Annotated in this window: 12 protein-coding genes; all 12 read left to right on the forward strand. The window is 70.8% G+C overall.

Annotated elements, in window-relative coordinates; genetic code table 11:
* Positions 1–103 precede the first annotated feature (103 nt).
* The 12 genes from ACE3QY_RS14115 to ACE3QY_RS14170 all read left to right on the forward strand — a co-directional run bounded on the left by ACE3QY_RS14115 (position 104) and on the right by ACE3QY_RS14170 (position 11,832).
* The gene (locus ACE3QY_RS14115; RefSeq protein ID WP_374456656.1) at positions 104–820 is read left to right on the forward strand and encodes a polyphenol oxidase family protein; all 717 of its coding nucleotides are present in this window, start codon (positions 104–106) and stop codon (positions 818–820) included.
* On the forward strand, positions 817–1,518 hold the full coding sequence (locus tag ACE3QY_RS14120) for a YggS family pyridoxal phosphate-dependent enzyme (protein ID WP_374456657.1): 702 nt from the start codon (positions 817–819) through the stop codon (positions 1,516–1,518). The genes ACE3QY_RS14115 and ACE3QY_RS14120 overlap by 4 nt, the downstream gene beginning before the upstream one ends.
* A gap of 61 nt (positions 1,519–1,579) precedes the next feature.
* Entirely contained in the window at positions 1,580–2,065 is a 486-nt protein-coding gene (locus ACE3QY_RS14125; RefSeq protein WP_374456658.1) for a cell division protein SepF, read from the forward strand.
* 14 nt (positions 2,066–2,079) lie between these two features.
* Positions 2,080–2,373 carry a YggT family protein gene (locus ACE3QY_RS14130; RefSeq protein WP_311289462.1) on the forward strand — a complete coding sequence of 98 codons (294 nt, stop codon included), beginning with the start codon at positions 2,080–2,082 and terminating at the stop codon, positions 2,371–2,373.
* A gap of 103 nt (positions 2,374–2,476) precedes the next feature.
* Positions 2,477–3,232, forward strand: a complete 756-nt coding sequence (locus ACE3QY_RS14135) for a DivIVA domain-containing protein (protein WP_374456659.1) — start codon at positions 2,477–2,479, stop codon at positions 3,230–3,232.
* Positions 3,233–3,449: 217 nt separating this feature from the next.
* The gene (locus tag ACE3QY_RS14140; protein WP_374456660.1) at positions 3,450–4,412 is read left to right on the forward strand and encodes a TraR/DksA family transcriptional regulator; all 963 of its coding nucleotides are present in this window, start codon (positions 3,450–3,452) and stop codon (positions 4,410–4,412) included.
* Positions 4,385–4,975, forward strand: coding sequence for a signal peptidase II (lspA, locus tag ACE3QY_RS14145; protein ID WP_374456661.1), 591 nt, complete (start codon positions 4,385–4,387; stop codon positions 4,973–4,975). Before ACE3QY_RS14140 ends, lspA begins: the two co-directional genes overlap by 28 nt.
* Before the next feature lie 10 nt (positions 4,976–4,985).
* Complete coding sequence (locus ACE3QY_RS14150; protein WP_374456662.1) at positions 4,986–5,924, forward strand: RluA family pseudouridine synthase; 939 nt, start codon at positions 4,986–4,988, stop codon at positions 5,922–5,924.
* Complete coding sequence (locus tag ACE3QY_RS14155; protein ID WP_374456663.1) at positions 5,914–6,612, forward strand: GNAT family N-acetyltransferase; 699 nt, start codon at positions 5,914–5,916, stop codon at positions 6,610–6,612. Before ACE3QY_RS14150 ends, ACE3QY_RS14155 begins: the two co-directional genes overlap by 11 nt.
* A 2-nt stretch (positions 6,613–6,614) precedes the next feature.
* On the forward strand, positions 6,615–7,577 hold the full coding sequence (locus tag ACE3QY_RS14160) for a DUF2332 domain-containing protein (protein WP_374456664.1): 963 nt from the start codon (positions 6,615–6,617) through the stop codon (positions 7,575–7,577).
* 161 nt (positions 7,578–7,738) lie between these two features.
* Positions 7,739–11,302, forward strand: a complete 3,564-nt coding sequence (dnaE, locus tag ACE3QY_RS14165; RefSeq protein WP_374456665.1) for a DNA polymerase III subunit alpha — start codon at positions 7,739–7,741, stop codon at positions 11,300–11,302.
* A complete protein-coding gene (locus tag ACE3QY_RS14170; protein WP_374456666.1) occupies positions 11,299–11,832 on the forward strand; it encodes a hypothetical protein in 534 nt (177 codons plus the stop codon). Before dnaE ends, ACE3QY_RS14170 begins: the two co-directional genes overlap by 4 nt.
* Positions 11,833–11,837: the final 5 nt, after the last annotated feature.

Consider the following 11,837-nt stretch of genomic DNA (forward strand, 5'->3'; position numbering starts at 1 on the left):
TCGCCCCCTCCTCCCAGGAGGCCCCGGCGGCGCCCGCCCAGCCCCGGCAGACCAAGCAGGTCCAGTTCGACGACGACGACCTGGACGTCCCCGACTTCCTGAAGTGACCGCCTCTGACGCGACGGGGCTCCTGCGCCACCGCGACCGGATCGAAGGCGACCTCGTGATCGAGGTCGCCTTCACCGACGTCTCCCTCAGCCTGGGTGACGCAGCCCCGGCCGAGGTCCGCAAGGACGCCCTGTCCCGGTTCTTCGGGGCGTCGGGCGCCTGGCCGGTGCTCATGGACCAGGTCCACGGCGCCGACGTCGCGCGGGTCGACGTCCCTCCGCGGTCGTCCGGGCGCCCGACCTGCGACGCCCTCGTGACGTCGCGCCCGGGCGTGGCGCTGCTGGCCCGCGCCGCCGACTGCGTGCCGGTGCTGCTCGCCGACCCGGCGACCGGGTGGGTCGCGGCGGCGCACGCGGGTCGCCCCGGCCTGGCTGCGGGGGTGGTGCCGGCCACCATCGCCGCCCTGCGCGGCCATGGGGCCGACCCGACCGTCGCGTGGATCGGGCCGCACGTCTGCGGCGCCTGCTACGAGGTCCCGGGCGACCTGCAGGACGAGGTCGCCGCGCTGGTGCCCGAGTCACGGTCGACCACGTCGTGGGGCACCCCCGCGCTCGACCTCGGTGCAGGCGTGCGCGCGCAGCTCGCGGCGGCCGGCGTCGACGACGTCCGTGCCGTCGGCGCCTGCACGCGCGAGGACCCCAGCTGGCCGTCGTACCGCCGCGACGGCGCCGCCGCGACCCGCTTCGCCGGCGCGATCTGGATCACCCGATGAGTGCCCGCCGCGACGAGCTCGCCGCGAACCTCGAGACCGTACGCCGTCGCATCGCCGACGCCTGCGCGGGCGCGGGACGCGACCCCGACGAGGTGTCGCTGGTCGTCGTGACGAAGTTCTTCCCCGCCTCCGACGTCCGCCTCCTGGCCGACCTCGGCGTCACCGACGTGGGGGAGAACCGCCACCAGGAGGCCGAGGCCAAGGCAGCCGAGTGCGCCGACCTCGGGCTTCGCTGGCACTTCATCGGCGGGCTCCAGTCCAACAAGGCCGCCGCCGTCGCCCGCTACGCCGACGTGGTCGAGTCGGTCGACCGCGCCAAGCTCGTCGGCCCGTTGTCGCGCGGGGCCCACGACAGCTCGCACGAGGTCGACGTGCTCCTCCAGGTCAGCCTCGACCCGCCCGGAGCCGACAAGCGCTCCGGCGCAGCGCCCGCCGACCTCGCCGACCTGGCCCGCCGGGTGGAGGAGGCGGGCATGCTCCGGCTCCGCGGCCTGATGGCCGTCGCGCCGCTGGGCGAGGACCCCGACGCGGCCTTCGTGCGGCTGGCGGGGATCCGCGCGGAGTTCGTGCGCGACCACCCCGGCGCCACCGTGCTGTCCGCGGGCATGAGCGGCGACCTCGAGGCTGCCGTCACGCGCGGCGCGACACACGTGCGTGTCGGCTCCGCGGTCCTCGGTCCGAGGCCCGCGGTCCAGTAATGTCCACAACAGTCAATCGGTGCCCGGACCCGGGTGCCAGGTCTAGCGGAGGATCTGTCTCATGAGCGGCGCGATGCGCAAGATCGGCGAGTACCTCGGCCTGCTCGAGGACACCGGCCACTACGACGACTACGACGGTGACACCGAGACCAGCACCCACGAGGCCGTCGAGCCGCGTGCGGTCTCCCGTGAGCGTCGCCCTGCCCCTGTGTCCGACCTCGCCGAGCGCCGTCGTCCGGCCTCGGTCCAGACAGGAGTCGTGGCCGAGTTGAGCCGCATCACCACCCTGCACCCCCGCAACTACAACGAGGCCCGCCTCGTCGGTGAGAACTACCGCGACGGCACGCCCGTGATCATGAACCTCAGCGAGATGGACGACAACGACGCCAAGCGCCTCGTCGACTTCGCCGCCGGCCTGATCTTCGCCACCCGAGGCTCGATCGAGCGGGTGACCAACAAGGTCTTCCTGCTGTCGCCGCCCAACGTCGCGGTCTCGGCCGAGGACAAGGAGCGGATCGCCGAGGACGGCTTCTTCAACCAGAGCTGACAGATACTTCAGCTGTGCAGATCATCGGCCAGACGCTCTACATCATCCTGTTCGTCTTCATCGGGCTGCTCTGGGTCCGGTTCATCGTGGACTGGGTCCAGGTCTTCGCCCGGCAGTGGGAGCCGCGCGGACCGCTCCTCGTCGCGCTCGAAGGCGTCTACTCGGCGACCGACCCGCCGATCATGGCGCTGCGCCGGGTGATCCCTCCGCTGCGGATCGGCTCGGTCGCGCTCGACCTGAGCTTCCTGCTCGTGATGGTGGCAGCATGGTTGCTGCTCAACGTGATAGCCACCATCTTCAATCTCTGAACCATCCGTCACACGGGTCACTGTGCCCCGCGCGGCGCCGGGCGCTATTGTCTCCTGACAGCAGAGCCACCGTGTCATCGATCGTGAAAGTTTGGGTGAGGTCATGCCGCTGACGCCTGAGGACGTGAGCAACAAGCGCTTTACACCTGTCCGACTCCGTGAGGGCTACGACATGGGCGAGGTGGACCAGTTCCTCGACGAGGTCGAGGCCGAGCTCGCACGGCTCACCAAGGAGAACGACGACCTGAGGTCGAAGCTCTCGGCGGCTCAGTCCGGCGGTGGGTCCGCCCCAGCGCCTGCCACGTTCGCACCGGCGGCTCCCGAGCCGGAGCCCGAGCCGGAGCCCGAGCCCGAGCCGGAGCCCCAGCCGATCGCTGCTGCACCCGCCGCCGCCCCCGTGCAGACGATGCGCGTGGAGACAGTGGCCGACGCCTCCAACGCGGCCGCCCGGCTCCTGGAGATCGCGACCCGCAACGCCGACGAGCTCGTCGAGGACGCCAAGAACGAGGCCGACCGCATCGTCGGCGCCGCCCGCACCAAGGCCGAGCGCCTCGAGGCCGAGTCCAAGACCAAGGCCGACCGCATGGAGGCCGACGCCCGCCAGCGTTCGCAGATGCTCGACTCCGAGACCGCCGAGCGCCGCCAGCAGATGTTCGGCGACCTGGAGAAGGAGCGCGACAAGCTCAACAGCGACGTCGAGACCCTTCGCCAGTTCGAGCGCGAGTACCGCTCGCGCCTGAAGACCTACTTCACCCAGCAGCTCGAGGCGCTGGCCAACGGGGCGGAGAGCCAGGCTCCCGTCGACAGCGGCAACGCGCCGAAGCGGCTCCGCTCGGTGCTCGGTGACGACGAGGGCTGAGCTTCGAACAGGCCTGTGAAAAGCGAGAACGACCGCCCGTGAGGGTGGTCGTTCTCGCATTTCGGCGAGCCGATGTTGGGTTCGGTCGGTGCCAGCGGCTAACCTCCGTGCCACCGTGTGGTTCCCACCACACCCGATGCATGGCTGGAGGCCCTCGGAGATGGCTGGCACCACGCGTAAGTCCCTGGCAGGCACTGCTGCGGCAGCCGCGAAGCGAGTGATCGGGCGACGCTCCGCGTCGGGCGGGGCCGCGTCGAAGAAGGCAGCGCCGGCGAAGGCCGCTCCCACCAAGGCAGCCGCCACGAAGGACGCCGCCAAGGCTCCTGCGAAGAAGGCGGCTCCCGCCAAGAAGGCGGCTGCGAAGGCTCCGGCGAAGAAGGCGGCTCCCGCGAAGAAGGCCGCTCCAGCGAAGAAGTCGGCTGCGAAGGCTCCGGCGAAGAAGGCGGCTCCCGCGAAGAAGGCCGCTCCAGCGAAGAAGGCGGCTGCGAAGGCTCCGGCCAAGAAGGCGGCGCCCGCCAAGCAGGCGGCTCCCGCCACGAAGGCGGCTCCCGCCACGAAGGCGGCGGCGAAGAAGGCAGCACCCGCCAAGAAGGCAGCACCCGCGAAGAAGGCGGCACCCGCGAAGAAGGCGGCGGCGAAGAAGACCCCAGCGACCAAGGCTCCCGCGAAGAAGGCACCCGTGACGAAGGCTCCAGCGAAGAAGGCCGCCGCGGCGACCGCGACCGCTCCCACCGCCCGCACGGTGGCGAAGGCCCCCGCGAAGAAGGCGGCCCGCAAGGCCACGCCGGCCACGCTCGTCGTGCTGGAGGGCGAGGACCCCTGGACCCGCGCCGAGCTCAACGAGGTCGTCAAGGAGCTCAAGGAGCACCAGGAGCGGCTCGCCTCCTCAGTCGGGCAGGCCGAGGCCGAGCTCGCAGGACTGATGCGCGACGCCGGGGACGGCGCCGGCCAGGACCAGGCCGACGTCGGGGCCACCAGCTTCGAGCGCGATCACGAGTTCACCGTGCTCGCCAAGGAGCGCGAGACGCTGGTCCAGATCGAGCGGGCCCTGACCCACATCGACGAGGGCACCTTCGGCGTCTGTGACTCCTGCGGCAACCCCATCGGCAAGAATCGGTTGATGGCGGTGCCCCATGCCACACTGTGCATGTCATGCAAGCAGCGCGAGGAGCGTCGCTGAACTCCAGCGACCCGGTCGATCACGACACAGCCAGCCGAGGTCTCGACGCGCGGCTGATCTTCGTCGCGGTGGGGGTGCTGGCGTACGCCCTCGACCTCGGCTCCAAGGAGTGGGCGATCCGGGCGCTCGCCGACGGCGACGTCCCGCTGGTCGGTGACTGGTTCGTCCTGCACCTGACCTTCAACCCCGGCGCGGCGTTCAGCACCGGCACCGACTTCACCATCGTGTTCACCTGCCTGGCGATGCTCGCCGTCGTGGTGGTGCTGTGGCTGAGCCGGCGGGTCGGCAGCATCGGCTGGGCCATCGCGCTGGGCCTGCTGCTCGGCGGGGTCGGTGGCAACCTCACCGACCGGATCGTGCGCGAGCCCGAGCCCTTCCACGGGCACGTCGTGGACTTCCTCATGCTGCCCAACTGGCCGGTCTTCAACATCGCCGACATCTGCATCAACGTCGCCGCCGGCCTGATCATCCTGCAGACCTTCCGCGGGATCTCCCTCGACGGCTCGCGCGACGGCGACACGGCCGACGCGGGCGCAGGCACCCCCGCGGACCCCGGGCAGTGAGCGTGCCGGCATGACCACCCACGCCGACCAGCGCACCGTGTTCGTCCCCGACGGACTCGCCGGCGAGCGCGTCGACGCCGCGATGGCGCGGATGTTCGGCTTCTCCCGCACCAAGGCCGCCGACCTGATCACCCACGGGCTGGTCCAGGTCGACGGGGCCGTGGTCGGCAAGAGCGACCGGGTGCACGCCGGGTCGATGCTCGACGTGACCATCCCGGCCGAGACGGACCCGCTCGCGGTCGTCCCGGAGATCGTGGAGGGCATCCGGATCATCCACGACGACGACGCCATCGTGGTGATCGACAAGCCCGTCGGCGTCGCCGTGCACCCCTCGCCCGGCTGGTCGGGCCCGACCGTCGTCGGTCACCTCGCGGGCGCCGGCTTCCGGATCTCCACCAGCGGGGCCAGCGAGCGGCAAGGGATCGTGCAGCGCCTCGACGTCGGCACCAGCGGCGTGATGGTGATCTGCAAGTCGGAGCACGCCTACTCGGTCCTGAAGAACGCCTTCCGGCACCGCACGGTCGACAAGACCTACCACGCCCTCGTCCAGGGCCACCCCGACCCGCTGTCGGGCACGGTCGACGCCCCGATCGGCCGCCACCCCAACCACGACTACAAGTTCGCGGTGATGGCCGACGGCCGGCACAGCGTGACCCACTACGAGACCCTCGAGGCGCACCGCTTCGCCAGCCTCCTCGAGATCCACCTCGAGACCGGCCGCACCCACCAGATCCGGGTGCACATGAGCGCCCTCAAGCACCCGTGCGTGGGCGACCTCACCTACGGAGCCGACCCCACGCTCGCGAAGCGCGTCGGCCTCCAGCGCCAGTGGCTGCACGCCATGCGTCTCGGCTTCGAGCACCCCGAGACCGGCGACTACGTCACCTACGAGTCGACCTACCCCGACGACCTCGCCCACGCGCTCGAGGTCATCCGCGATGCGCACTGACCTCGCGCTGCGACCCGCCACGGCCCACGACCTGGCGGCGCTGGCGGAGGTCCACCTCGCCTCCCGCGCCGCCGCGGGCAGCGCGTTCCCGCCGGGCGTGCACAGCGACGACGAGGTGCGCGGCTGGGTCGCCGGCTGGGACCTGACGACGTACGACGTGTGGCTGGCCGAGGCGGGCGGTCGTGTCGTGGGCTACACCCGCTCCACCCCGACCTGGCTCGACGACCTCTACGTCGTCCCGGAGGCGCAGGGTCAGGGCGTCGGCACGGCGCTGCTCGAGCGACTGCTGGCCGACCACCCCGACGGCATCGGCCTCTGGGTCTTCGAGTCCAACCGCCCCGCGCGCGACTTCTACGCCCGCCACGGCTTCGTCACGCTCGAGCGCACCGACGGCTCCGCCAACGAGGAGCGCGCCCCCGACCTCAAGCTCGTCTGGCCCGGTCGCGACCCCCTGGCCTGCTTCCGGTCGATGATCGACGAGGTCGACCTCGTGCTCGGCGACGTCCTCGCCCGGCGTACGGCACTGACCCGCGCCGTGCAGGCCGTGAAGCCGTCGGGGGAGCGCGACCCCCGGCGCGAGGCCGCGATCGCCCGCCGGATCGCCGAGGTGGCGCCGGAGCTGGGGGAGGAGCGCGTCGCGCGCATCGTCGACGTGATCATCACCGAGTCCCTCGACGCGAGCCGCTGACCGTGCTGCTGCACGACGACGTCATCGAGGAGTACCGCGACTTCGCGACGTACGCCGCCGGTGACTCACCGTGCTTCGAGGAGTGGGCGCTCGGTGTCACCGAGGACGAGGAGGTCCTCGCGTGGCTGGGGACGCTGCCGGCCGTCAAGCGCCAGCCCAACCTGGTCTTCGCCGCGGCCCGCTGGCACGGCGCTCCCGCGCCCGGTCCGTACGCCGGTCTGCGGCAGGTCCTGCGGGAGCGGGAGCCGGCGGTCCGCGCGACCGTCATGGCCCGGGCCACCCAGACCAACGAGGTGGGCCGCCTCGCCACGCTCGCGCCGGTGCTGGCGCTGGTCGAGGGCCCGCTCGCGCTGGTCGAGGTGGGCGCGAGCGCGGGGCTGTGCCTGTTGCCGGACCACTACGACTACGCCTGGCCGCCCGCCGGCGAGCTGCGGGGGAGCGGCGGCCCGCTCCTCACTGCGCGCGTGACCGGAGAGCTGCCCGTGCCGACGTCCCACCCCGAGGTCGCCTGGCGCGCGGGCGTCGACCTCAACCCCCTCGACGTGACCGACCCCGACGCCATGGCCTGGCTGGAGACGCTGGTCTGGCCCGAGCAGGACGAGCGGCGGGAGCGGTTGCGGGCGGCGGTGGAGATCGCCCGTCAGGAGCCGCCCCGGGTGCGGACGGGCGACCTCCTCGACCACGTGGAAGGCCTCGTCGAGGAGGCGTCGCCGCGCGGGACGCCTGTGGTCTTCCACTCCGCGGTGATCGCCTACCTCGAGGAGCCCGACCGCGAGCGGTTCCACGACCTGATGACCGGCCTCGTCGCGGCCGGTCGGTGCCGGTGGATCAGCAACGAGGGCCGCCGGGTGCTGCCGCGTGTCACGGGTGGTCGCGACGTCTCGTCGGGCCGGTTCGTGACCGCGCTCGACGGAGTGCCGGTGGGCTGGAGCCACGGCCACGGGCACGCGATCGACTGGCTGTGAGCAGCGACCGTGTCTTGTCGGTGGCGCCGTGCACACTGACGTAGGCTGACTGCTCTTCCCCCTCCCTTGGGCTGACAGGTTGAGCAGCCAGCAGTCCCGCCAGCCCGTTGATCCGGAATGGCACCGTCAGCGACCCCCTGAAAGGTGCGGAAGTCTCCTCCATGTCGGCCGCCGGCTCCCTTGAAACCTCGTCGGGCAACTTCGTGCACCTGCACGTGCACACCGAGTACTCCATGCTCGACGGGGCGTCCCTGCTCGACGGCCTGTTCACCCGCACCAGCGAGCTCGGCATGCCGGCCATCGCGATGACCGACCACGGCAACCTCCACGGCGCCTACGACTTCTACAGCAAGGCCAAGCGCCACGGCGTGAAGCCGATCATCGGCATCGAGGCCTACCTCACCCCCGGCACGCCTCGCGGCGAGCGCAAGCGGATCCGCTGGGGCCAGGGCGACTCCGCCGAGGAGGGCGGCAAGGACGTCGCCGGCGGCGGCGCCTACACCCACATGACGATGTGGGCCGAGACGACCGAGGGCATGCACAACCTCTTCCGCCTCGCGAGCCTGGCGAGCCTCGAGGGCTACTACTACAAGCCCCGCATGGACCGTGAGCTGCTCCAGCGCTACTCCAAGGGCATCATCGCCAGCACCGGGTGCCTCTCCGGCGAGATCCAGACCCGGCTCACCCTGGGCCAGTACGACGAGGCGCTCCGCGCGGCCGGCGAGTTCCAGGACATCTTCGGCAAGGACAACTTCTACCTCGAGCTGATGGACCACGGCATTCCCGCCGAGCGGGCCACCCGCACCGACCTGCTGCGGATCGCCAAGACGCTCGACCTGCCGACCATCGTCACCAACGACACCCACTACACCAACCCCGAGGACGCCGACGGCCAGGACGCCCTGATCTGCGTCGCCTCCGGCAAGCGGCTCTCCGACACCAACCGCCTCAAGTTCGACGGCGGCGGCTACTACATCAAGTCCGCCGCGGAGATGCGCGAGCTCTGGTCGGAGTTCCCCGACGGCTGCGACAACACCCTCGAGATCGCCGAGCGCTGCAACGTCGAGTTCACCGAGTCCACCGGTGGCTACATGGCGCGCGCCGACGTGCCGGCCGGCGAGACCGAGGAGACCTGGTTCCGCAAGGAGGTGTGGCGCGGCATCGAGGCGCGCTACCCCGGCGAGCGGCTGACCCAGGAGGTCAAGGACCGCGTCGAGATGGAGCTCGGCGTCATCTCGCAGAAGGGCTACTGCGGCTACTACCTCGTGGTCGCCGACTTCATCCAGTGGTCCAAGCGCAACGGCATCCGCGTCGGCCCCGGCCGTGGGTCGGGTGCCGGCTCCATCGCGGCCTACGCCCTGAGCATCACCGACCTGTGCCCGCTGGAGCACGGCCTGTTCTTCGAGCGGTTCCTCAACCCCGAGCGTCCCTCGATGCCCGACTTCGACATCGACTTCGACGACGCCCGCCGCGGTGAGGTCATCAAGTACGTCACCGACAAGTACGGCTCCGAGCGCGTCGCGCAGATCGCCACCTTCGGCCGGCTCAAGTCCAAGGCCGCGATCAAGGACGCGGCGCGCGTCCTCGACCACGGCTTCGCGATCTCCGACCGCATCACCAAGGCGCTGCCGCCCGACGTGATGGGCAAGGGCGTCCCGCTCAAGGACATCTTCAACACCGAGCACAAGCGCTACGGCGAGGGCGGCGAGTTCCGCGCGCTCCACGACTCCGACCCCGACGTCCGCACGATCTTCCACACCGCGCTCGGCCTCGAGGGCCAGATCCGCAACTGGGGCGTGCACGCCGCCGGCGTGATCATGTCGAGCGAGCCGATCATCGACGTCGTACCCATCATGGCGCGTCCGCAGGACGGCGCGATCATCACGCAGTTCGACTACCCGATGTGCGAGTCGCTCGGCCTGGTCAAGATGGACTTCCTCGGCCTGTCCAACCTGCGGATCCTCGAGGACGCGCTCGCGAACATCAAGATCAACCGCGACCTCGACGTGGTGCTCGAGGACCTGCCGTTCGACGACCGGCCGACCTACGAGCTGATGGGCCGCGGCGACACCCTCGGTGTCTTCCAGCTCGACGGCTCGGGCATGCGTGCCCTGCTGCGCTCGATGCAGCCCGACGTCTTCGCCGACATCACGGCGGTCTCCGCCCTCTACCGCCCCGGCCCGATGGGTGCCGACTCCCACAACAAGTACGCCCGCCGCAAGAACGGCCGCGAGGCGATCGAGCCGATCCACCCGGCGCTCGCCGAGGCGCTCGAGCCGGTGCTGGGGGAGACCTACGGCCTGATCGTCTACCAGGAGCAGGTGATGGCCATCGCCCAGGTGCTGGCCGGCTTCACCCTGGGCGCCGCCGACAACCTCCGTCGCGCGATGGGCAAGAAGAAGAAGGAGGAGCTCGACAAGCAGTACGCCGGCTTCCAGGCCGGCATGCTCGAGCGCGGCTTCCCGCAGGTCGCGATCGACAAGCTGTGGGAGATCCTGCTCCCGTTCTCCGACTACGCCTTCAACAAGTCGCACTCGGCCGCCTACGGCGTCATCACCTACTGGACCGCCTACCTCAAGGCCAACTACCCGACGGAGTACATGGCCGCGCTCCTCACCTCGGTGAAGGACGACAAGGACAAGATGGCGATCTACCTCAACGAGTGCCGTCGCATGAAGATCCAGGTCCTCCCGCCCGACGTCAACGAGTCGCAGGCCAACTTCACCCCCGTCGGCCAGGACATCCGCTTCGGCCTCACCGCCGTGCGCAACGTCGGCCACAACGTCGTCGCCGGCATCGTCGCCGCACGCGAGGAGAAGGGCCGCTACCTCGACTTCAACGACTTCATGGAGAAGGTCCCGGCGCTGGTGTGCAACAAGCGCGTCGTGGAGTCGCTGATCAAGGCCGGCGCCTTCGACGACATGAAGCACAAGCGTCGTGCGCTCGTCACGGTCCACGAGACCGCGGTCGACCAGTTCGTCGACCTCAAGAAGAACGAGGCGATCGGGCAGGACTCCCTCTTCGGCGGGCTCAGCGAGGAGGAGAGCGGCTTCGGGGTCAGCGTGGCCATCCCCGACATCGACGACTGGGACAAGATGACCCTGCTCGGCCACGAGCGGGAGATGCTCGGCCTCTACGTCTCCGACCACCCGCTGCTCGGCCTCGAGCACGTGCTGTCCCAGGGCACCGACTGCACCATCGGCCAGCTGATGCTCGACGAGGACCGTCCGCACGGCTCGACGCTGACCGTCAGCGGCCTGATCACCTCGGTCGCCCGCCGCATCACCAAGCGCGGCGACCCGTGGGCCACCATCACGCTGGAGGACCTCGACGGCGCCATCGACGTGCTGCTGTTCCCCAGCGCGTACTCCCTCGCCTCCACGCTGCTCGTCGAGGACCAGATCGTGCGGATCAAGGGCCAGCTGTCCCGCGACAAGGACCAGCCCGAGCTGCGTGCCCAGGAGGTCACGGCGCCCGACCTGACCCAGGGGCCGACCGGCCCGGTCGTGATCAGCCTGCCCTCCACGCGCTGCACCCCACCCGTGGTGGCGCAGCTGCGCGACGTGCTCGGCACCCACCCCGGCATGACCGAGGTCCAGCTCAAGCTGCTCACCCGCAGCTCGACCAAGGTGCTCAAGCTCGACGACAACCTGCGGGTCAGCCCGAGCCCGGCGCTGTTCGCCGACCTCAAGCAGCTGCTGGGGCCCGGGTGCCTGGCGGGTTGACCGGCTCCCGGACGCTGCTCCTGCGGCTCGGCGCCGTGGCCGTGACGTTCCTGGTCGCCGGGGTCCTCGCGGGCGTCGTGTGGGAGCTCCTCTGGAGCCCGCCCACGGGCGTGACCTACCAGGGCCAGTGGTACCTCGAGCCCGCCGGCCCCGACGTGTCGTTCCAGGGCATCGCGTTGTTCGTGCTCATCGCGTTCCCCCTGGGGATCGTGCTCGGCGTGCTGGCCGGCCTGCTCCGGGGGCACGAGACCGCGACGGCGCTCACCGTGCTGGTCGCGGCGAGCCTGGCCGGGATCGTGATGTACGCCGTCGGCAGCAGCCTCTCGCCGCCCGACCCGCAGCCGCTGGCGGCCGGCCAGCCCGACTACACGACCGACATCCCGGGCCACCTCGGGCTCACGGCCCCCGACCACGGACGGGTGCCGTGGCACTCCTCGGCGCTGGTCGTGCTGCCGACCGGCGCGATGGCTGGACTGGTCGGCACCTATCTGTTGTTCGGCAAGCGATTGCCGAGGCGTTCTCGCGGGTAGGCTGA

This window comes from Nocardioides sp. (assembly GCF_041913365.1).
In the GTDB taxonomy this organism is placed as follows: Bacteria; Actinomycetota; Actinomycetes; order Propionibacteriales; family Nocardioidaceae; genus Nocardioides.

What these genes read in the sequence shown, in the direction of transcription:
- ACE3QY_RS14135 (WP_374456659.1), top strand. Translation starts at nt 2,477, where the DNA reads ATGCCGCTGACGCCTGAGGACGTGAGCAACAAGCGCTTTACACCTGTC.
- ACE3QY_RS14150 (WP_374456662.1), top strand. Translation starts at nt 4,986, where the DNA reads ATGACCACCCACGCCGACCAGCGCACCGTGTTCGTCCCCGACGGACTC.
- dnaE (WP_374456665.1), top strand. Translation starts at nt 7,739, where the DNA reads ATGTCGGCCGCCGGCTCCCTTGAAACCTCGTCGGGCAACTTCGTGCAC.
- ACE3QY_RS14155 (WP_374456663.1), top strand. Translation starts at nt 5,914, where the DNA reads ATGCGCACTGACCTCGCGCTGCGACCCGCCACGGCCCACGACCTGGCG.
- lspA (WP_374456661.1), top strand. Translation starts at nt 4,385, where the DNA reads ATGCAAGCAGCGCGAGGAGCGTCGCTGAACTCCAGCGACCCGGTCGAT.
- ACE3QY_RS14125 (WP_374456658.1), top strand. Translation starts at nt 1,580, where the DNA reads ATGAGCGGCGCGATGCGCAAGATCGGCGAGTACCTCGGCCTGCTCGAG.
- ACE3QY_RS14120 (WP_374456657.1), top strand. Translation starts at nt 817, where the DNA reads ATGAGTGCCCGCCGCGACGAGCTCGCCGCGAACCTCGAGACCGTACGC.